This window comes from Klebsiella sp. FDAARGOS_511 (assembly GCF_003812845.1).
In the GTDB taxonomy this organism is placed as follows: domain Bacteria; phylum Pseudomonadota; class Gammaproteobacteria; order Enterobacterales; family Enterobacteriaceae; genus Klebsiella; species Klebsiella grimontii.
Map to the genome: position 1 here is coordinate 5,484,499 of NZ_CP033824.1, position 21,581 is coordinate 5,506,079.

Sequence of the window (21,581 nt, forward strand, 5' to 3'; positions counted from 1 at the left end):
ACATCAAGAGACACTCCGGGGGGATTCAAAGTAGAATGACCCGGTCTGAATCCGCTACAGTAGATAGGGATCACCTGAAGCAGAAATCGGTTTATTCATTGAGGGAAGGCTATGCAACACGATATTCTCAATACTGAAGTCACCACCATCGATGGTGAAAAAACAACGCTTGCCCCATGGGCGGGTAAAGTGCTGTTGATCGTTAACGTTGCTTCAAAATGCGGCCTGACGCCGCAGTATGAGCAGCTGGAAGCGCTGCAAAAAGGGCTTGAAAGTGAAGGATTTAGCGTGCTGGGCTTCCCGTGCAACCAGTTCCTGGGGCAGGAGCCGGGCAGCGAAGAAGAGATAAAAACCTTCTGTAGCACCACCTACGGCGTGACTTTCCCGATGTTCAGCAAAATTGACGTTAACGGCGAGCATCGCGCGCCTCTGTATCAGAAGCTGGTTGATGCCGCCCCGCAGGCTGTCGCGCCGGAAGGCAGCGGTTTTTATGAGCGCATGGCCAGTAAAGGCAGGGCTCCGCTGTATGTAGATGATATTCTTTGGAACTTTGAAAAATTCCTGATTGGCCGGGACGGACAGGTTATCGGTCGTTTCTCACCGGATATGACGCCGGATGACCCGCAGCTGGTGGCCGTCATTAAAGGAGCTTTAGCGAAATAATGCCGTTTTTGATGCAGCTACAGGACGTAGAAGAGGCGGGGCGGCTGGCGCCGTTTTCAGCGGAAATCCGGCCGGGAGAGATTATTCACCTGGTGGGGCCAAACGGCGCGGGGAAAAGCACGCTGTTGGCGCGTATGGCGGGACTCTCTACAGGGCCGGGGCGGGTCAAACTGAATGAACGCCCTCTGAAGGATTGGCCTGCTCAGGAGCTGGCCCGTCATCGGGCCTATTTAAGCCAACACCAGATGCCGCCTTTCGCAATGCCGGTCTGGCATTATCTGTCGCTGCATCTGCACAACGACGCGCAAAACGCGCTGCTGACGGCTGTCGCGGAGAAACTGGGCTTAGGCGATAAGCTTGGGCGCCAGGTGAATCACATTTCTGGCGGGGAGTGGCAGCGCGTGCGGCTGGCGGCGGTAATACTGCAGATTCATCGGCAGGCTAATCCGGCCGGGCAATTGCTCTTGCTGGATGAACCAATGAACAGCCTGGACGTGGCGCAGCAGTCCGCGCTCGATCGCGTATTAAATGAGCTCTGTGCATCCGGGGTTGCTATCGTGATGAGCAGCCACGACCTTAATCATACCCTCCGACATGCCCATCGCGCCTGGCTGATCTGCCGGGGGAAAACCATTGCCTGCGGTAGTACCGCTGAAGTTCTTAACGAAGAAAACTTGACCGCCGCCTACGCCATGGACTTCCAGAGAGTTGAGGTGGCTGGTCATCTTATGCTCGTTCCGTCACAGTAGCACGCAGTCAGCTTGCCAGCGAATTGATAAACAAGCTAAATTATTCTGCTAACAGGATAAGGAACAGAGGATTCGTCTGAGATGCGTTTCTGGCTCGTTTTGTGTGTTGCGTTATTTCTGGCGGGTTGTAGCAGTCACCGGGCGCCGCCGCCAAATCCACGGCTTGCTGATTCGATTACCGTTGTGGCCAACCTGAATGAGCAGTTAAGGAACTGGCGGGGAGCGCCTTATCGCTACGGCGGGATGTCGCCGCGCGGCGTCGATTGCTCCGGGTTTGTGCTAATGACCTTTCGCGATAAGTTTGCGCTGCAGCTTCCACGCGAAACCCGTGAGCAGGCGGAGGTCGGCACCAAAATTGATAAGAGCGAACTGCTGCCCGGCGATCTGGTCTTTTTCAAGACCGGCTCCGGAGAGAGTGGTCTGCACGTCGGTATTTACGACACCGACAACCAGTTTATCCACGCCTCCACCAGCCAGGGCGTGACGCGCTCATCGCTGGATAATGTCTACTGGCATAAAAAATTCTGGCAGGCGCGAAGGATCTAACGCCAGCCGTCACCGGGCAAAGGCTGAAGCGCGGCCAATCCCCCGTGCGGCTTATTATTGCAATAACCCCGTACTTGCCCCGTGTTAATAATTTGTTGAAAGCACTACACTGAAGGCAGGAGGAACCATGACCCTGTCTTTTACTACCCACTGGCGTGATGAACTGCCGGATTTTTACACTGCTTTAGCCCCCACACCGCTGGAGAATGCGCGGCTTGTCTGGCACAACGCGCCGCTGGCGCGATCGCTGGGCGTCGCCGATTCGTTATTTAGCCCGGAGAAGGGCGCTGGCGTATGGGGCGGCGAAACGCTGCTGCCGGGAATGTCGCCGCTGGCGCAGGTATACAGCGGCCACCAGTTCGGCTCCTGGGCCGGGCAGCTCGGCGACGGGCGCGGCATTCTGCTCGGCGAACAGCAGCTCGCGGACGGTCGTCGCTTTGACTGGCACCTGAAAGGTGCCGGGCTCACTCCCTATTCACGGATGAGTGACGGACGGGCGGTACTGCGCTCAACGATCCGCGAGGGGCTGGCCTCGGAAGCAATGCATGCGCTGGGTATTCCCACCACCCGCGCGCTGGCGATAGTGGCCAGCGACACCCCGGTATACCGTGAAACCGCTGAACGCGGGGCGATGCTGATGCGGCTGGCGGAAAGTCACGTACGTTTTGGCCATTTTGAGCACTTTTACTACCGCCGCGAGCCGCTCAAAGTACAGCAACTGGCGGATTACGTGATTCGTCACCACTGGCCGCACCTGCAAAATGAAGCGGATAAGTACATTGTCTGGTTCAGCGACGTGGTCACTCGAACGGCTGAGATGATTGCCAGCTGGCAAACGGTCGGCTTTGCGCACGGGGTAATGAATACCGATAACATGTCGATCCTCGGCCTGACGATGGACTACGGTCCGTACGGTTTCCTTGACGATTTCCAGCCGGGATTTATTTGTAACCATTCCGATTATCAGGGGCGCTATAGCTTTGATAATCAGCCGGCGGTAGGGCTATGGAATCTGCAACGCCTGGCGCAGACGCTGTCGCCGTTTATCACCGCGGAGTTACTGAACGGCGCGCTGGATGGCTACCAGCACGCGCTGCTCACGGCATATGGCCGCCGCATGCGCGACAAGCTTGGCCTGTTTACCCAGCAAAAAGGAGATAACGAGTTGCTGGACGGTCTGTTTGCCTTAATGGCGCGCGAGGGCAGCGACTATACGCGGACCTTCCGGATGCTCAGCGCCAGCGAGCAGGCGAGCGCCGCCTCGCCGCTACGCGACGAATTTATCGACCGCGAGACCTTCGATAGCTGGTTTGCCGATTATCGCGCGCGCCTGCGCGATGAACTGGTTGACGATGAGCAAAGGCAGGTGAGGATGCGCAGCGTGAATCCGGCGCTGGTGCTGCGCAACTGGCTTGCGCAGAGGACAATTGAGCTGGCGGAGCAGGGAGATATGAGTGAACTGGAACGTCTGCATAATGCGCTATCCCAGCCCTTTATCGACAGGACGGATGATTATGTCAATCGTCCTCCTGACTGGGGAAGGCGTCTTGAAGTGAGCTGTTCCAGCTAGTCGTTATTATCCCTGCCTTAATCGGCGGGGATAATTATTTGGTCAGGATCAACTTACCCGAATGGGTCTGGCGCAGCAGATAGCGCTGACCGTCGTGTTCAATCACCACTCGTCCCTCGGTGCCTAATAATGTGCGACTGCTTATCTCTCTGTCGGTCGGAACAGGATGCAGGGCATTGTCTTTAGTTTTTTCTGCTGTGGCAGTGTTATCCATACGCGTCATAGCACTAAAAATAAAAATAAAGGTAACAATGATAATCATTATCAATAATGTTGTTTTTCACGGCAAGCATTATTTATCGAAATAGCCGATTTAGCCGGTGAGCGAGCGGACGAGGGAAGGAAATAACCCCGCCGCGGAGACGGCGGGGAAGGGGAACTACAGGCGGGTGGCGGTGGCGGCGGCTAATTCACCCAGCAGCCGTTCGCTATCGTCCCAGTTCAGGCAGGGATCGGTAATCGACTGCCCCCAGGCCAGCGGCTGGCCGGCGACCACCTTCTGCGTGCCTTCCTGAAGGAAGCTCTCGGCCATGATCCCGGCGATAGCGGTCGAGCCAGCGCGGATCTGCTGGCAGATATCGGCGCACACCTCCAGCTGACGGCGGTGCTGTTTCTGGCAATTGCCGTGGCTAAAATCCACCACCAGCTGTTCCGGTAGGTCGAACTCAGCCAGCGCTTGCCCTGCTGCGGCGATATCGGCAGCGTGGTAATTCGGTTTTTTGCCGCCGCGCATAATGATATGGCCGTAAGGATTACCGCTGGTCTGGTAGATCGTCATTTGCCCCTGCTTATCCGGTGACAGGAACATGTGGCTGGCGCGGGAAGCGCGGATAGCGTCTACGGCGATACGGGTATTGCCATCGGTACCGTTCTTAAAGCCTACCGGGCAAGAGAGCGCAGAGGCCATTTCGCGGTGGATTTGGCTCTCGGTCGTACGTGCGCCGATTGCGCCCCAGCTTATCAAGTCGGCAATAAACTGCCCGGTCACCATATCGAGAAACTCGGTGGCGGTCGGTACGCCCAGTTCATTGACCTGCAGCAGCAGGCTACGCGCCAGCTCGAGGCCGTGATTCACCCGATAGCTGCCGTTGAGGTCGGGGTCGGAGATCAGCCCCTTCCAGCCGACCACCGTGCGCGGCTTCTCAAAATAGGTGCGCATCACGATTTCCAGCTGCGGCTGGTAACGTTCGCGCATGCCCTGCAGGCGGCGCGCATACTCCATCGCCGCATCAATGTCGTGGATGGAGCACGGACCTATCACCACCAGCAGGCGGCGGTCCTCACCGTTGAGAATTCTCTCGATGCGGCGGCGCGAAGCGGAGACGTGAGCTGCAACTTCGGCAGACACAGGATGCCGCTGAGCCAGTTCCGCGGGCGTTACCAGGCTTTCAATGCGCGCGGTACGCAATTCGTCTGTTTTATTCATTGGGGTCTCAAAAATCTGTTTCTTCCGCGGCGAAAATGCCGGGAAGTGATGCGCATCACGATAAACCAATCCCCGCTTATTGCAAGAGCAGGGCATGATCCTGTATAGGCCACGGGTGATAGCATAAACAAATTTTTAATAATGTACTAGTGTGTTAGTACATTCTGCGGCTCAACCCCATAATATCCATGATTTTGGTGGCGATCTCTTCTACGGAATAGTTGGTACTGTTCAGGCAAGGTATCTTGTTTTTGCGGTAAAGCGCTTCAACTTCGGTCACTTCCATTCGGCACTGACGCATAGAAGCATAGCGGCTGTTTTCCCGTCGCTCTTCACGGATAGCCGCCAGGCGCTCCGGATTGATCGTTAAGCCGAAGAGCTTGTGCTGTAGCGGCTTGAGGGAGGCCGGAAGAATCAGATTGTCCATATCATCGGCGATAAACGGGTAGTTGGCGGCGCGGATACCGTACTGCATCGCCAGGTACAGACTGGTGGGGGTTTTCCCGCAGCGCGAAACGCCGAGTAGGATCACCTGAGCTTGATCGAGGTTGCGCAGCGAAATGCCGTCATCGTGGGCAAGGGTATAATCGATAGCGGCGATGCGCGCGTCGTATTTATTGAGGTTGCCCGGCGTCAGGCCGTGGGTTCGGTGAGCGATTGGCGTCGGGTCAAGGCGCAATTCCTGCTGCAGAGGGGCCACCAGCGCCTGAACGATATCCTGACAAAAGCCTTCACTTTGTATGATGATGTCGCGGATTTCCGGCAGCACGATGGAGTAGAACACCAGCGGTCGAATACCGGTCTGCTGGAAAATCGCGTCTATTTGCTCCTTCACGGCGCGCGCGCGGCTGATATTTTCGACAAACGGCAGGGTTACGCTGCTGGTGGCGACCGGGAATTGCGACATGACCGCATGACCCAGAACTTCCGCCGTAATAGCGGTACCGTCGGAAATATAAAAGACGTGGCGATCTACAGCACTTTCCATTTTGACCATCCGGTATAATGAGTTTAATTGTCTGAAAGCAGATATTAAATTTAAGCATAACGCTCCAGGCTTTGTCTCATATTTAAAAAATGAAACGCTATTTTTATTTTTAATGAAAAGGTGAGTTCATTTTTCGCAACTGCGTATCTTTTGTATCAAATTTCATCAGATTTCTGAAGAATCATTAGCTTAGCTATATCTGGCAAAGAATCCTAAAAACGAAAAAATAATTTGCTTGAACGATTCACCGTTTCTTTCAGCTGGATAAATATGTCAGGATAAATCTCGTAGTCGATCGTGAATTATTTATCACTGGTATTAAATCACAAAAGGATTGTCTCGATGTCCAACAATGGCTCGTCACCGCTGGTGCTTTGGTATAACCAACTCGGCATGAATGATGTAGACAGGGTTGGGGGCAAAAATGCCTCCCTTGGTGAAATGATTACAAATCTGTCTGGTATGGGCGTTTCCGTACCGAACGGGTTTGCCACCACCGCTGATGCCTTTAATCAGTTTTTGGACCAAAGCGGTGTTAACCAGCGCATTTATGAACTGCTGGATGAAACCGACATTGACGACGTTTCCGCATTAGCGAAAGCGGGCGCACAGATCCGTCAGTGGATCATCGATACGCCGTTCCAGAGCGAACTGGAAAATGCGATTCGTGATGCCTATACCCAGCTCTCCGCCGATGACGCTGAGGCCTCTTTTGCCGTTCGCTCCTCGGCGACGGCGGAAGATATGCCAGATGCCTCCTTCGCCGGTCAGCAAGAGACATTCCTTAACGTGCAGGGCTTTGACGCCGTGCTCGTCGCGGTGAAGCACGTATTTGCTTCGCTGTTTAACGATCGCGCCATTTCCTACCGTGTGCATCAGGGATACGATCATCGCGGGGTGGCGCTCTCCGCCGGGGTGCAAAGGATGGTCCGTTCCGATCTGGCCTCGTCCGGCGTGATGTTCTCTATCGATACCGAATCCGGTTTTGACCAGGTGGTGTTTATCACCTCCGCCTGGGGGCTCGGCGAAATGGTGGTGCAGGGGGCGGTGAACCCCGATGAGTTCTACGTCCATAAACCGACGCTGGAAGCGGGCCGTCCGGCCATTGTCCGCCGCACCATGGGGTCGAAAAAGATCCGCATGGTTTACGCCCCTACCCAGGAGCACGGTAAGCAGGTGCGTATCGAAGACGTGCCGCAGGCGCAGCGCGACGTTTTCTCGTTGACCGATGCGGAAGTGCAGGAGCTGGCGCAGCAGGCGCTACAAATCGAAAAACACTACAACCGCCCGATGGATATCGAGTGGGCGAAGGATGGTCACACCGGCAAGCTATTTATCGTGCAGGCCCGTCCGGAAACCGTTCGTTCGCGCGGCCAGGTCATGGAGCGTTATACCCTCCATGCACAAGGGCAGATTATTTCGGAAGGGCGCGCTATCGGCCATCGTATCGGCGCGGGTCCGGTAAAGGTCATTCACGATATCAGCGAAATGAACCGCATCGAGCCCGGCGACGTGCTGGTGACCGACATGACCGACCCGGACTGGGAACCGATCATGAAAAAAGCGGCGGCGATCGTCACCAACCGCGGCGGGCGTACCTGTCATGCGGCGATTATCGCGCGTGAGCTGGGGATCCCGGCGGTAGTTGGCTGCGGCAACGCCACCGATCGCATCCAGGAAAACCAGAACGTGACCGTCTCCTGCGCGGAAGGTGATACCGGCTACGTGTATGCCGAAATCCTCGACTTCAGCGTGAAGAGCTCCAGCGTTGGCGAGATGCCGGATCTGCCGCTGAAAATCATGATGAACGTCGGTAACCCGGACCGCGCCTTTGACTTTGCCTGCCTGCCAAACGAAGGCGTAGGCCTGGCGCGTCTGGAGTTCATCATCAACCGTATGATCGGCGTCCACCCGCGCGCGCTGCTGGAGTTCGACGATCAGGAGCCGGGTTTGCAGAACGAAATCCGCGAGCTGATGAAAGGCTACGACTCGCCGAGAGAGTTCTACGTCGGTCGCCTGACGGAAGGGATCTCGACGCTGGGCGCGGCATTCTTCCCGAAACGAGTGATTGTGCGTCTTTCCGATTTTAAATCTAACGAATACGCCAATCTGGTCGGTGGCGAACGTTATGAGCCGGAAGAAGAGAACCCGATGCTGGGCTTCCGCGGCGCCGGTCGCTATGTGTCCGAAAGCTTCCGCGACTGCTTCGCGCTGGAGTGTGAAGCGGTTAAACGGGTGCGTAACGACATGGGGCTGACCAACGTCGAAATCATGGTGCCGTTTGTCCGTACCGTCGCGCAGGCAAAAGCGGTGGTTGATGAGCTGGAACGCCAGGGCCTCAAGCGCGGCGAAAACGGCCTGAAGCTGATTATGATGTGTGAAATCCCATCGAATGCGCTGCTGGCTGAACAGTTCCTCGAATACTTCGACGGCTTCTCTATCGGTTCTAACGATATGACGCAGCTGGCGCTGGGCCTGGACCGTGACTCCGGCGTAGTCTCAGAACTGTTCGATGAGCGTAACGACGCGGTGAAAGCGCTGCTGTCGATGGCCATTCGCGCGGCGAAGAAACAGGGCAAATATGTCGGTATCTGTGGGCAGGGTCCGTCTGACCACGAAGATTTTGCCGCCTGGCTGATGGAAGAGGGGATCGATAGCCTGTCCCTGAACCCGGATACGGTCGTGCAAACCTGGCTCGGACTGGCGGAATTGAATAAGTAAGTTTGCGCCGGATTCTCGCTCAAAAGACCATCCCCGCCAGCAGTGGCGGGGATTTTTTGTTTTTAGCCGACAGGCTTACGGACAAAAAAAAGCCCATCGTGGGAGATGGGCAAAGACTACACACAGCAATTCGTTGTTTCACTCAGGGGATTTCCATGCTTATAAATCAATATGTTGATTTATAACCGTGAGCTAATACTAGGCACTGAGGCTTTTTGCGTCGATCGGATTCCTCTCAATAGTTAAATTACGGTAAAGAATCTGTACAGCAAATAGGGTTAGCAGGCAGAGAAATGCGGGATGTGGTGAGAGATAGATTAGTCTTTCTTAATATTTTAGATTGTCCCGCCCGACGGTAATCAGGGGCGTAATGGGGAAAGGCGGGTTTCCCCGCCTTTTGCTTACTTATCCTGCGAGGCTCGCGTATTCAGCTCGCTCAGTTCTTCAAGCACCAGATCGGGGTCTTTCGGCGGCGGCGGCGCTTCGTTAACCCACGCATCATACAGCCGCCAGGAGACCGCAAGCAGTACCGGACCGATAAACAGTCCTATCATGCCGAACGCCACCAGGCCGCCGATAACGCCGGAAAGGATCAGAATCATCGGCAGGTCGGCGCCCATGCGAATCAGCAGCGGACGAATAAAGTTATCCATGGTGCCGACGACGCAGCTCCAGACCAGCAGCACGGTGCCCCAGGTGGTATCGCCGCTCCAGTAAAGCCAGATAATTGACGGTACCAGGACCAGCAGGGGTCCCAGCTGGACGAGGCAGGTGAAGATCATCACCACGGTGAGCAGCGCGGCGTAGGGCACGCCGCTGACCGCAAGGCCAATACCGCCAAGCACCGCCTGGGCCAGCGCGGTAACGACCACCCCAAGCGCCACAGCGCGAATCGCCTGTCCGGCGAGGATCACCGCCGCGTCGCCGCGTTTGGACGCCAGGCGTGTGGCAAAGTGACGGAAGCCATAGGCGACCTGTTCGCCGCGCCAGTACAGCAGGGCGCTGAACAGCAACATCAGTCCGCAATAGACCAGCAGCTTGCCAATATGCGCCGCCTGGCCGACAAACCACGTGGTGGTGGTGCCAAGATAGGGGCGAATTTTGACCATAATCGCCGTTCCCCCCATCTCCAGTAAGTTATGCCAGCCGGTATACAGTTTATCGCCGATTAGCGGAACACTATTTAGCCACGCCAGATCCGGCGGCGTAAAGTTGCCGCTGGTAATCACTTTTATTAATGGCGTGCTGTTATCGACCAGGCTGTTGACCAGCAGCGCAATAGGGATAACGAACAGCAAAAAGAGCAGTAGCGTCATCACCAGCACCGCCAGGGCGCGCTTGCCGAAAAGCAGGCGCTGCAGGCGCAACAGTACCGGCCAGGTGGCGATAACCACGGTACCGGCCCAGGCGAATGACAGGATAAATGGCTGCACGACCCACAGACAGGAAATAATAATCAGGGACAAAAACAGCACCGACAGCAGAACTTGCGGTATGTCCCGGGGCTGATTGGGGTTAATCATAGTGAAGTTTTACCTTTGCAGTCGCGTCAAAAGGCTGACGCAGCGTAATTCCATGTACTGATAATAATATCAATATGTTCGCGCGCCTGATTTTGCCCTTAATTCTGGCGGGCGCATATGAAAAAAATGTGATAAAAAGTTGAGGGCACTACGCAAACGTTTAATCACTTACAACACAACATAGTCAGGCAGGGTCGAGCGTCATGATCCCACAGATTTCTCAAGCGCCAGGTGTCGTTCAACTGGTGCTGAATTTTTTGCAGGTACTGGAGCAACAAGGTTTTACCGGGGATACCGCCACCAGCTATGCCGACAGGCTAACGATGGCGACTGATAACAGTGTCTATCAACTGTTGCCGGATGCGATTATATTCCCTCGTTCCACGGCGGACGTGGCTCTGCTGGCCAGGCTGGCGGCGGAAGAACGTTTTAAATCACTGATCTTTACCCCGCGCGGGGGCGGTACCGGCACCAACGGCCAGGCGCTGAACGCCGGGATTATCGTCGATATGTCCCGCTATATGAACCGCATTATAGAAATCAACCCGGAAGAAGGGTGGGTGCGGGTGGAAGCCGGGGTCATTAAAGACCAGCTGAATCAATTCCTTAAGCCGTACGGCTACTTTTTTGCGCCGGAGTTGTCAACCAGCAACCGCGCCACGCTTGGCGGGATGATCAACACCGATGCTTCCGGGCAGGGCTCTCTGGTCTACGGCAAAACGTCCGACCACGTGCTGGGGGTGCGCTCGGTGCTGATCGGCGGCGATATTCTTGATACGCAGCCGATTCCGGTAGCGCTGGCGGAAACGCTAAGCGCCCAGCAGTCGGCAATCGGGCGTATTTACCGCACCGTCTATCAGCGCTGCAAAGCGCAGCGCCAACTGGTTATCGATAAATTCCCCAAACTTAACCGCTTCCTCACGGGCTACGATCTGCGCCACGTCTTTAATGACGAGATGAGCGAATTCGATCTCACCCGCATCCTGACCGGTTCCGAAGGGACGCTGGCGTTTATCACCGAAGCGCGGCTGGATATCACCCGTTTGCCGAAAGTGCGTCGACTGGTCAACGTGAAGTACGACTCCTTTAATTCCGCGCTGCGTAACGCGCCGTTTATGGTTGAAGCCAGGGCGCTCTCGGTCGAAACCGTCGACTCGAAAGTGCTTAATCTGGCGCGGGAAGATATCGTGTGGCATTCGGTCAGCGAGCTCATTACCGACGTGGCGGATAAAGAGATGCTGGGGCTGAATATCGTCGAATTCGCCGGTGACGACGTCGAGCTGATTGATAGCCAGGTGACGGGGCTATGCCAGCGTCTGGATGAGCTGATGTCGCGCAATGAAGCGGGCGTCATCGGCTGGCAGGTTTGTCACGATCTCGACGGCGTGGAGCGCATCTACGCGATGCGTAAAAAAGCGGTCGGCCTGCTGGGTAATGCCAAAGGGGCCGCCAAGCCGATACCGTTCGCCGAAGACACCTGCGTGCCGCCGGAGCATCTGGCTGACTATATTGCAGAATTTCGCGCGCTGCTCGACGGCCACGGGCTGAGCTACGGCATGTTTGGCCATGTGGATGCCGGCGTACTGCACGTGCGTCCGGCGCTGGATATGTGCGATCCGCAGCAGGAGATGCTGATGAAGCGCATTTCCGATGACGTTGTGGCGTTAACCGCTAAGTATGGCGGCCTGCTGTGGGGGGAACACGGGAAAGGCTTCCGCGCCGAATATAGTCCGGCGTTCTTTGGCGAAGCGTTATTTGGCGAGTTGCGCAAGATTAAAGCCGCCTTTGACCCGGATAACCGCCTGAACCCGGGTAAGATCTGCCCGCCTGAAGGCGTTGACGCGCCGATGATGAAGGTGGATGCGGTTAAGCGCGGTACATTCGATCGGCAGATCCCTATCGCCGTGCGCAGCTCATGGCGCGGGGCGATGGAGTGTAACGGCAACGGCCTGTGCTTCAACTTTGATGCTAAAAGCCCGATGTGTCCGTCGATGAAGGTTAGCAATCACCGTATTCACTCGCCGAAAGGCCGGGCTACGCTGGTGCGCGAATGGCTGCGGCTGCTGGCGGACCGCGGTATTGACCCCAATCAGCTGGAAAAAGATCTGCCGGAAAAGCGTGCCAGCCTGCGTACCCTGGTGGAACGTACCCGCAATAGCTGGCACGCTCGGAAAGGAGAGTACGATTTCTCGCATGAGGTTAAGGAGGCGATGTCCGGCTGTCTGGCTTGTAAAGCCTGCTCGACCCAATGCCCGATTAAAATTGACGTCCCGGAGTTCCGTTCGCGTTTCCTCCAGCTTTACCATAGCCGCTATTTGCGCCCGGTCCGCGACCATTTGGTGGCGACGGTTGAATCCTACGCGCCGCTGATGGCGCATGCGCCGAAGACCTTTAACTTCTTTATTAACCAACCGTGGATGCGCAAGCTGTCGGAAAAGCATATCGGTATGGTCGATCTCCCGCTGCTCTCCGTGCCGTCGCTGAAGCAGCAGATGGTCGGCCACCGTTCGGCGAACACCACGCTGGAGCAGCTGGAAGCGCTGAGCGCAGAGCAGAAAGGGAAAATGGTGCTGGTGGTTCAGGATCCGTTTACCAGCTATTACGATGCGCAGGTGGTTGCCGATTTTGTTCGCCTGGTTGAGAAGGTCGGCTACCAGCCGGTACTGCTGCCGTTTTCACCAAACGGTAAGGCGCAGCATATTAAGGGCTTCCTGACGCGATTCGCGCGCACCGCGCAGAAAACCGCCGATTTCCTTAACCGGGTGGCCGAGCTCGGCATGCCGATGGTGGGGGTCGATCCGGCGCTGGTGCTTTGCTACCGCGATGAATATAACCAGGTCCTCGGCGAGAAGCGCGGCGATTTCCGCGTCATGCTGGTGCACGAGTGGCTGCCGCAGGTGCTGTCGGAAACCGCAGCTCAAGATAAAGGCGGCGAATCGTGGTATCTGTTTGGCCACTGTACCGAGGTGACGGCGCTTCCCGCGGCCACCCGGCAGTGGGCGGATATCTTTGCCCGCTTTGGCGCGAAGCTGGAAAACGTTAACGTGGGCTGCTGCGGCATGGCCGGGACCTACGGTCATGAAGTGAAGAACCACGCCAACTCGCTGGCCATCTACGCGCTCTCGTGGCAGCAGGCGATGGAGCGCTTGCCGCGCAATCGCTGCCTGGTCACCGGTTACTCCTGTCGTAGCCAGGTGAAGCGTATTGAAGGCAGTGGCGTGCGCCATCCGCTGCAGGCGCTACTGGAGATTATGGGATGATTTGGAAACGTCACAGCACCCTGGAACAGCTGAACGCGATGGGCGAGGGGAATATGGTCGGTCTGCTGGATATCCGCTTCGAGGCGATAACCGACGACGCCATCATCGCCACGATGCCGGTAGATAGCCGCACCCATCAGCCGTTTGGCCTGCTACACGGCGGCGCGTCGGTGGTTTTAGCGGAAACGTTAGGTTCGGTCGCGGGCTATCTGTGCAGCGAAGGTGAGCAGAAGGTGGTGGGGCTGGAGGTGAACGCCAACCACATTCGTTCGGTGCGCAGCGGAAGGGTTCGCGGCGTGTGCCGGGCGCTGCACGTTGGCGCCCGTCACCAGGTGTGGCAAATCGAAATCTCTGATGAACAGGGGCGCCTTTGCTGTTCGTCACGGCTAACCACTGCCGTGATCTAAATTAACAAAGGGGGGATTCCCCCCTTACTGCTTTTGTATCGCCTGAACCACTATCATCGCAACACCCGGGCGTTTTTGCTAAGCCTCATTCCATTGCCACTTCACCCATTCATACGAAAATTCCTGGTATATCTCCGTTCCGCGCAAGTTTTAATTGCCCGCAGCGCGATGCTTACGCTTGCCGCTTATTAGGCAGCCACCCTCGCAAGGTGTAGACCATTATCTCTCGGGTGGCAAGTATATAAATATCAAATATAAATTTTTCAAACATCACTATTAATTATGCTAATCTTTTATATACCAGAGATTTACAAGTAACGAGAGGATGGAGTTAGCTATGGGTATCATTTCATGGATCATTTTTGGCCTTATTGCCGGTATTTTAGCCAAGTGGATTATGCCGGGGAAAGACGGCGGCGGATTTATCGTTACCGTAATTCTCGGTGTCATCGGTGCAGTTGTCGGGGGGTGGATTAGTACTTTCTTCGGCTTTGGTCGTGTAGATGGTTTTAATTTCGGCAGCTTTGTCGTAGCGGTGATTGGCGCGCTGGTGGTCCTGTTTATCTACAGGAAGATCAGGAGCTAATTCGCGCTACGTTTTAGCTATGCCATAAAGTGAAGAGGCTGCCGCCATTGTCGGCAGCCTTTTTTAATATCCTGGCAATGCCTGTCCGGGCAATATCGCCTCTCTGAATCTTTGACCCAATATGCGCTCGTCGGCCCGGACAGCGGGGCTGGCACGACGTCGGCAAGGGCCAGTTTCTTCATCAACATAAAGATCTGTCCGGCGACGGCGAGGCTCACGGATTTTTCGAGGGAAGAGGTTAATCGAGCAAAACGCTAATAATTAACAATACGACCATACACATCGACATGACATCTGTTTCTATTTCCATAATTCAGTACTACACAGGTTCCCGAACGGTCGCCGTTGCGACATTGCGTTAAAAGATGAAGGAAATTTAGCAGCGCATTCTACATGAGCCAGCCAGCAGTGAATAAATCTTTATTTCTGTGAAACGACAATACTTATAATGAAAACGAATAGAATTCGTTGCATGAATGTATTGGGTGTGGCGACCGGATTGAGAGAAGAGCGCAAGCTCAATCCTGTTAATCAGTATTTAGCAGGAAGCTTGTTGATTTTTATCAGTTTTCCCTCTTCCATTTCGATGAAGCCGCCGGTTTTCAGAGCGGCCAGAATGCGCATTACACCGCTGCGGGAAAGCCGGGTTTTCTCTCTGATATATTTTTCAGCCGTCACGCTGTAGCGATAACCCTCCTCTTCCTCCATTAACTTGATCAACTGCTGGCGAATCATTTCATACGCCGTTGGCACGCCCTGAGGCATGACGTTATGATAGAGGCGGTTATAGACAAACATCAGTTGTTTAGAAAGCAGTCCCCATAGCGCCTTCTCTTTAATGATTTCCTCGACGCGACGGGTCGTGAGTACGCCTATCAGGCACGGCGTGACGGTTTTAAAATAATCGTTGAAATAGATATCCGTCATGTTCGCAAGGCCGAAAATGGCCGGGCTGCGCGCGGTGGTAAGCATCATGCCGTCATTCCTCCTGTAGAACGCAATTGTCCCCTCCAGCAGGAGATAGCACATCCCCTGACCGTTAACCTGGAGGTCAAACTGCTCGCCACGTCCCGCTTTGTACGTCGTGCTGTAAGGCTGCAAATGAGAAATAAATTCCTGTGCATAAGGGGAGCCGCGGAAGGATTGATTTGCCGATGACATAGTCAGAACATCCTGAAGGAGATCGAACTTATTATAACCTCGCGCCTCTCTCTTGCCACCCCATAGATACATTAACCGTCAGTACTTTCGCGGCAGATGGTGGATGTCAATCAGCACTCCGCGCTCCATAGTAATGTATTTACCCGTTCGTAGCTCTGCCAGGATACGCATAACGCCGCTGCGGGAAAGATAGGTTCGACTTTTGATATAGGCCGCCGCGGTGATATTTTGCCGGATAGCTTCGGGCTCTTGCATTAATTCAACGAGTTGAAAACGGATGATATCATAGGCTGACATTTGCGATATCTGGGCGCAGTGTTCATAAACTCTTGATGCGGTATAGATCAGCAGCTTTGAAAAATGCTCCCATAAGTTCTTTTGTGCCACTACGTGATTGAATGTTTCCAGAGAAACTGCCGCTATTTCCGACGTTTCCAGTACCCTGACATACAGACGTTCAGAGGAAAACTGGCTACATACGCCGAGAAGAAATGGCGATGACTCTGAGTTTAAAACAATACCGTCTCCGCGACGATGCAGAGCCACGCTGCCCTGAATAAGTAAAAAACACTGCCGAACGTCATTATCATAATAATGGACGATATCGCCCTTTGATACAATTCGCCTCTCGGCATATGGCAGGGTATTATCGATTAATCTTTCAATATGCTTAAAGGGTTTTATACTCAACACCTCTGCAGGCTCATTGTAGAGTTCAGGAATAATTCGCGTATTCATAAGATACCTCACTAACTTATGCGATCGTTTTTTGATCGATGTTGGGAATTATCTTAAAAAACATCATTCCAGGGAACGTTCGCGCCAGGTCTATTAATAGACTTAACGTAATTTTCATTTTAAGTGATTGATTTTATTGTATTCATTTTTTAGTCCAAAAGTAGACCGGGACGTTTTAGATTAAGGAATTTCTGAATTTAATTGTTCTATTTTTGTTAATTTCGAGTCTACATTTAGACCACGAAATAGATTGTGTGCTGAAAAATAGTTGTATAAATTTTGTCTCGTCGGCAGGGGTAATCCGGTTTGAATAAAGCGTTTCAGTGGTGGCTTATTTACCATTGATTCCCGGCAACATATTAAAGCAATGGTAAAATACGGACATTAAGTGTTTTGCCTGAATGTCAATAAAGTAAAACAGGATATGGCGTTATGAAAAAGACAATTGTTATTGCTATGCTTGCAGCAGGTTCTGCATTATCTATGACTCATGCTTTCGCAGCAGCGGGTACCGTTAATTTTAATGGCAATATTTTGGATTCCGCTTGCGACGTCGATGTGGCGTCTCAGAACCAGGTGGTTGTTTTAGGCGATTATTATAAAACTGAATTTCCAGCGGCTGGTTCGCGAACCGCCGCGACGAAATTCGATATTATTCTGAAAAACTGTCCGGTAACCGTTGTGAATGCCAAAGTGCGTTTCGATGGAACTCCTGATTTAAGCAATTCCAACCTGCTGGCCATTGACTCGTCGGTCGCTGGCGCCGCCACCGGTGTCGCGATTAATCTGATGACGGCGGATAAAGCCGATCTGCCTCTGCACGGCAGCAACGGTTACTCCTACCCACTCAGCAGCACCGCTGATAATACGCTGAATTTCTATGCTCAGTATGTGTCGACCACTGCGACGGTGGTTGCCGGCCCAGCTAACTCGGTCGCGAATTTCTCCGTAGTTTACAACTAAGTCTTTTGCAGTAATCAGTAGGGGGCCGGCCCGGCCCCTTTGTTTTAAGAGGTATTAAATGCGTTTTATCAGAAGAATTGGCCTGGCGATAACAATGTTTACGCTGGTACAGGCAACCGCCACTGCCGGGGTAATTATTGGCGGCACGCGGATTATTTTCGATGGTGCGAAAAAAGAAGCCTCCATCAGCGTTAATAATCCCGACGCGACGCCTTATTTAATTCAATCATGGATAGATGAGCAAGAAGGAGGGGCTGGTAAAACGCCTTTTATTATTACGCCTCCGCTGTACCGCCTCGATAGCGGACAAAAGAATATTGAACGAATTGTCGCGACAGGTTCGCTGCCTCAAACGCAAGAAAGCTTATTCTGGATGAATATTAAAGCGATTCCCTCGGCATCAAAGCAGATGAACTCCCTGCAAATTGCCGTAAAAACGCGTATCAAACTGATTTACCGGCCCGTCACTCTTCGTGGATCAACGCCGGAAGAGCAGGCGAATAAGCTCACCTGGCAAAGAAGCGGCAATGAAATTCAGGTGAATAACCCGACGCCTTACGTCATTAACTTCAATGAAATTAGCGTGGGCGGGAAAACGCTGGCGCAGGTGTCGTATGTTTTGCCTGCTTCGACAGCCCGATTCCGCTTGCCGGACGGGGCCTCCGGCAATGCCCTGACATTTAAAATCATTAATGACTATGGTAGCCCCGGAGCATCACATCAAGCCAATTTGTAACCCCTGAACAAATGGCCCGTCCCGCGTTAAATAGGTTAATAGCGATGACAATAAAAAATAATAAATTGCGACCTGCGCGTTTGGCGACTCTTATCGCCTTAGCGTTTACCGGTATTCCACATGAGCTTTATGCAAGTGATTCGTTTAATACGGCGCTGGTAGAACTGGATAACCCGGGGGTGGGCAAAGCGGATTTATCTGCTTTCGAGTCTGGCTCCCAGGCGCCGGGAAAATACCACGTGGATATTATTCTTGATGACCAGCTAATGGACACCCGGGATATTTCTTTTGCGATGGCAAAGACCGCTGACGGTAATGAAGCATTACAACCCTGTCTGAGCATTGAACTCTTAAAACAATGGGGCGTGAAAACCGATCTTTTTCCGCAACTGGTGGTAGAAAAAAGTGATTGCGCCAATCTCCAGGCGATTCCGCAGGCCAGCGCCGATTTTCAGTTTGGCGCCCAGCGACTGGTTATCAGCATTCCCCAGGCAGCGATCGACCTGCCGGCAAGGGGCTATGTGCCGGCGGAAATGTGGGATGAGGGCATTACTGCGGCATTGCTCAATTACAGCCTGAGCGGGGCGAACGCTCGGGCGAAAACGGGCCAGGGCGCTAGCAGCGACAGCCAGTATGCGAACCTGCGTCCGGGAATCAATATCGGGCCGTGGCGTTTTCGCAACTATACCACCTGGTCACGGGAGTCCTCCGGCCAGGATAAATGGGATACCGTTTATACCTACGCGCAGCGCGCCATTATTCCGCTGAAAGGTCAGCTTACCGTTGGAGACAGCTCCGCGCCTGCCGATGTGTTTGACAGTATGCCGTTTCGCGGCGGCCAACTGGCGTCAGATGACGATATGTTACCGGATTCTCTTAAGGGCTATGCGCCCGTGGTGCGCGGCATCGCCCGAACCAATGCGCAGGTCGTGGTGCGCCAGAACGGCTATCAGATCTACCAAAGTTACGTTGCGCCGGGGGCGTTTGAGATTAGGGATATGTATCCCACCGGCGGCGCGGGCGACCTCGACGTGACGATTAAAGAAGCCGATGGCAGCGAACAGCACTTCACGCTGCCCTATGCCTCGCTGCCAGTATTGCAGCGGGAAGGCCGCTTAAAATACGCCATCACCGGTGGGCAATATCGCTCCTATAACAGCAGCGTGGATAAGACCCCTTTCGGGCAAGCCACCGCAATTTATGGTCTGCAGCACGGCATTACCCTCTATGGCGGCCTGCAAGAGTCAAGCAAATACCAGTCGCTTGCTTTTGGCGTAGGCAAAAATATGGGGGCGTTAGGCGCTATCTCCGCCGACGTTACCCAGGGTTGGTCAACGCCGGATAAAACGGAAAAATCACAGGGCCAATCCTGGCGAGCGCGTTACAGCAAAAACTTCGCCGAGACGGGGACTAACTTTTCCATTGCGGGCTACCGCTATTCGACCAGCGGCTATTACGGGATGCAGGAAGTCCTGGATTCCTATGGCGATAGCAGCGCGCTGCAGGACCGCAGGCGCAACCGCGCTGAGCTGACGATGAGCCAGACGCTGAGTCGTGAGTTGGGGTCGCTTACCCTCAGCGCGGCGCGGGAAGACTACTGGAATTCTGCCAGGTCGATGGCTTCCTGGAGCGTTGGATATAACAACTACTGGCACAATATTAGCTACGGTGTGACCTGGACATACAGCAAAAATGGCAGCGCTGCGTTATACGACGGCGGGCGCGCGACAAACAGCGACCATGACCAGCAACTGGCGTTTAACGTCAGCGTGCCGCTGGAGAAATTCCTCCCGCAAACGTGGGCAAGCTATGGCATGAACGCCAGCAAGAATAACGGAACGACGCACAATATCGGCATTAACGGCGTCGCGCTGGAAAATAACTCGCTGAACTGGAACGTCCAGCAGGGTCACGGTACGAATGGCGTGGGTTACATCGGCAATATGAATGGTGACTATAAAGCCACGTACGGTGAAGTGACGGCGGGCTATAGCTACGACAGAAATAGCGAGCGGCTTAATTATGGCCTGCAAGGAGGCGTTATCGCCCATGCCGACGGCATTACGCTTTCTCAACCGCTCGGTGAAACCAACGTCTTAATCAAAGCTCCGGGGGCGCACGGCGTGAATATTCGCAATCAACCCGGCTCGCGCACCGACTACAGGGGATATACGGTAGTCAGCAATATTTCCGTCTACCGAAAAAACGACCTGACGCTCGACCCGCAAAATATGCCTGATGATGTCGAGCTGGAGATCAACACCGATACGGTCATACCGACGCGAGGCGCGGTGGTGAGGGCCGATTACCTTGCAAAAGTGGGGCGCCGGGTACTCATGACCTTAACAGACAATAACCACTTTGTGCCGTTTGGCGCCGTGGTGACATTTGCAGATGGTAATAAAAGCAGCTTTATCGTCGGCGATCGTGGGCAGGTATTTTTAAGCGGAATGCCCGAGCAAGGGGCGATAGTCGCAACATGGGGCCGCCAGTCCAGCCAACAGTGCCGTGCTGATTTCAGCCTGCCGAAACAACCAACCTACGCTGGAATAACCGAGGTTAGCGCCAGTTGCCATCAGGAACGTTAAAAATGAGATTGATTTATTCTATTATTTTGCTCGGCTTAATGGCCGGTTGGAATAACGCGCGTGCCGGAACCTGCACGACAATTACCCCGCAGCTCTCCACGCTGTCTGTAGGAACGATTACCGTACCGCGTGATGCACCGGTCGGGACCGTTATTTATTCGGCAGGCGGGACATTTACGGGCTCTTACCTTTCAGGTTGTACTAACCCAATCATGCTGGGTTTCAGCATGAGATATAATAATGCGACGCTGAGCAGCTACGGTAATCACGTTTAAAACACTAATATTAGCGGTATTGGTATTCGTTTTTCATCAAACGCTTATTTTGAAAACCCGAGTAATACATTCTCCTATAACGCACAGACCTCATATGTCGACTGGTACGGGGGCAACATGCAGCTGGTGGTCACCGGCCGGGTATCATCGGGCGCATTAACGCCGGGAACGATCGGAGTTGTGATGCTACAGGGCAGCGACGGCGTCTACCGTGATGGCCTGACCGCAACGCTGACCGATGGGACAATCAACGCGCTGGCCTGCAGTATTACTACGCCTCAGCTGACCTTCCCGATTGGCGATATTTCAGCATCAACGTTCGGCTCGACGGTAGGCACCACGCCCGCAGGCGCGCAGAATACGCAAAATCTGGGGTTAAGCTGCAACGCCGATACCAATATCACCGTTTCGCTGAGCGGCGTACAAAATCCGGATAGCGCCAATACCAGCGTAATGGCATTAACGGGGCAGGGCAGTGCCGGTACCGCGAAAGGTGTCGGAGTCCAGCTTTTATATAACGGCGCGCCGTTGGCCATCAATAGCCCGCTGTTATTAAAACGGTCATCGGGCGGGCAAGAAACGCTGCCGTTGACGGCCCGTTATTATCAGACCTTAACGTCCGTTGAGTCGGGCTCGGCAAATGCAACCGCCACGCTTAATTTGACGTACCAGTAACAGGTG

General features: G+C 54.1%; 17 protein-coding genes, 1 other RNA gene and 1 pseudogene. 12 read left to right on the top strand and 7 right to left on the bottom strand.

The features are described 5' to 3' along the window. Positions 1 to 111: 111 nt before the first annotated feature. The 4 genes from EGY08_RS27485 to selO all read left to right on the top strand — a co-directional run bounded on the left by EGY08_RS27485 (position 112) and on the right by selO (position 3,528). Entirely contained in the window at positions 112 to 663 is a 552-nt protein-coding gene (locus EGY08_RS27485; RefSeq protein ID WP_123829213.1) for a glutathione peroxidase, read from the top strand. Further along, positions 663 to 1,412, top strand: a complete 750-nt coding sequence (btuD, locus tag EGY08_RS27490; protein WP_049114189.1) for a vitamin B12 ABC transporter ATP-binding protein BtuD — start codon at positions 663 to 665, stop codon at positions 1,410 to 1,412. Before EGY08_RS27485 ends, btuD begins: the two co-directional genes overlap by 1 nt. An 81-nt stretch (positions 1,413 to 1,493) precedes the next feature. Then, positions 1,494 to 1,958 (top strand): C40 family peptidase, encoded by a 465-nt coding sequence (locus tag EGY08_RS27495; protein ID WP_004119135.1) that lies wholly within the window; start codon positions 1,494 to 1,496, stop codon positions 1,956 to 1,958. A 127-nt stretch (positions 1,959 to 2,085) separates the two neighbouring features. Continuing rightward, the gene (selO, locus tag EGY08_RS27500; RefSeq protein ID WP_123829214.1) at positions 2,086 to 3,528 is read left to right on the top strand and encodes a protein adenylyltransferase SelO; all 1,443 of its coding nucleotides are present in this window, start codon (positions 2,086 to 2,088) and stop codon (positions 3,526 to 3,528) included. Positions 3,529 to 3,562: 34 nt separating this feature from the next. Here the strand turns inward: selO and hemP are convergent, their stop codons facing one another. From hemP to EGY08_RS27515, 3 genes are all read right to left on the bottom strand, one after another. Further along, positions 3,563 to 3,742: a hemin uptake protein HemP gene (gene hemP, locus EGY08_RS27505; RefSeq protein ID WP_176690148.1), complete on the bottom strand. Its 180-nt coding sequence runs from the start codon at positions 3,740 to 3,742 to the stop codon at positions 3,563 to 3,565. A 165-nt stretch (positions 3,743 to 3,907) separates the two neighbouring features. Beyond that, entirely contained in the window at positions 3,908 to 4,954 is a 1,047-nt protein-coding gene (gene aroH / locus EGY08_RS27510; protein ID WP_004119140.1) for a 3-deoxy-7-phosphoheptulonate synthase AroH, read from the bottom strand. 154 nt (positions 4,955 to 5,108) lie between these two features. Beyond that, positions 5,109 to 5,942, bottom strand: a complete 834-nt coding sequence (locus tag EGY08_RS27515; RefSeq protein ID WP_004119141.1) for a pyruvate, water dikinase regulatory protein — start codon at positions 5,940 to 5,942, stop codon at positions 5,109 to 5,111. A 342-nt stretch (positions 5,943 to 6,284) separates the two neighbouring features. On the opposite strand from EGY08_RS27515, the gene ppsA reads away from it, so the two are divergent. Beyond that, the gene (ppsA, locus tag EGY08_RS27520) at positions 6,285 to 8,663 is read left to right on the top strand and encodes a phosphoenolpyruvate synthase (RefSeq protein WP_049114193.1); all 2,379 of its coding nucleotides are present in this window, start codon (positions 6,285 to 6,287) and stop codon (positions 8,661 to 8,663) included. 81 nt (positions 8,664 to 8,744) lie between these two features. On the opposite strand, the gene rprA is transcribed toward ppsA, so the two are convergent. After that, an RNA gene (gene rprA, locus EGY08_RS27525) (antisense sRNA RprA) lies at positions 8,745 to 8,852 on the bottom strand. A gap of 212 nt (positions 8,853 to 9,064) precedes the next feature. Then, positions 9,065 to 10,186: an AI-2E family transporter YdiK gene (gene ydiK / locus EGY08_RS27530; protein ID WP_004119143.1), complete on the bottom strand. Its 1,122-nt coding sequence runs from the start codon at positions 10,184 to 10,186 to the stop codon at positions 9,065 to 9,067. A gap of 203 nt (positions 10,187 to 10,389) precedes the next feature. On the opposite strand from ydiK, the gene EGY08_RS27535 reads away from it, so the two are divergent. The 3 genes from EGY08_RS27535 to EGY08_RS27545 all read left to right on the top strand — a co-directional run bounded on the left by EGY08_RS27535 (position 10,390) and on the right by EGY08_RS27545 (position 14,439). Beyond that, entirely contained in the window at positions 10,390 to 13,446 is a 3,057-nt protein-coding gene (locus EGY08_RS27535) for an FAD-binding and (Fe-S)-binding domain-containing protein (RefSeq protein ID WP_087828235.1), read from the top strand. Further along, a complete protein-coding gene (menI, locus tag EGY08_RS27540; protein WP_049114196.1) occupies positions 13,443 to 13,853 on the top strand; it encodes a 1,4-dihydroxy-2-naphthoyl-CoA hydrolase in 411 nt (136 codons plus the stop codon). Before EGY08_RS27535 ends, menI begins: the two co-directional genes overlap by 4 nt. 337 nt (positions 13,854 to 14,190) lie before the next feature. Next, on the top strand, positions 14,191 to 14,439 hold the full coding sequence (locus EGY08_RS27545) for a GlsB/YeaQ/YmgE family stress response membrane protein (protein ID WP_004102935.1): 249 nt from the start codon (positions 14,191 to 14,193) through the stop codon (positions 14,437 to 14,439). Between the two features lie 531 nt (positions 14,440 to 14,970). Here the strand turns inward: EGY08_RS27545 and EGY08_RS27550 are convergent. Further along, positions 14,971 to 15,600 (bottom strand): helix-turn-helix domain-containing protein, encoded by a 630-nt coding sequence (locus EGY08_RS27550; RefSeq protein WP_004119146.1) that lies wholly within the window; start codon positions 15,598 to 15,600, stop codon positions 14,971 to 14,973. Positions 15,601 to 15,678: 78 nt separating this feature from the next. Beyond that, positions 15,679 to 16,338, bottom strand: a complete 660-nt coding sequence (locus tag EGY08_RS27555; protein ID WP_004119148.1) for a winged helix-turn-helix transcriptional regulator — start codon at positions 16,336 to 16,338, stop codon at positions 15,679 to 15,681. A gap of 432 nt (positions 16,339 to 16,770) precedes the next feature. Here EGY08_RS27555 and EGY08_RS27560 point away from each other — a divergent pair, with 432 nt between their 5' ends. From EGY08_RS27560 to EGY08_RS27575, 4 genes and pseudogenes are all read left to right on the top strand, one after another. After that, on the top strand, positions 16,771 to 17,301 hold the full coding sequence (locus EGY08_RS27560; RefSeq protein WP_049114198.1) for a fimbrial protein: 531 nt from the start codon (positions 16,771 to 16,773) through the stop codon (positions 17,299 to 17,301). A 58-nt stretch (positions 17,302 to 17,359) separates the two neighbouring features. Continuing rightward, complete coding sequence (locus EGY08_RS27565; RefSeq protein WP_112166907.1) at positions 17,360 to 18,037, top strand: molecular chaperone; 678 nt, start codon at positions 17,360 to 17,362, stop codon at positions 18,035 to 18,037. 44 nt (positions 18,038 to 18,081) lie between these two features. Beyond that, the gene (locus EGY08_RS27570; protein WP_123829215.1) at positions 18,082 to 20,625 is read left to right on the top strand and encodes a fimbria/pilus outer membrane usher protein; all 2,544 of its coding nucleotides are present in this window, start codon (positions 18,082 to 18,084) and stop codon (positions 20,623 to 20,625) included. 2 nt (positions 20,626 to 20,627) lie between these two features. Beyond that, positions 20,628 to 21,575: pseudogene (locus EGY08_RS27575) on the top strand (fimbrial protein). Positions 21,576 to 21,581 lie beyond the last annotated feature (6 nt).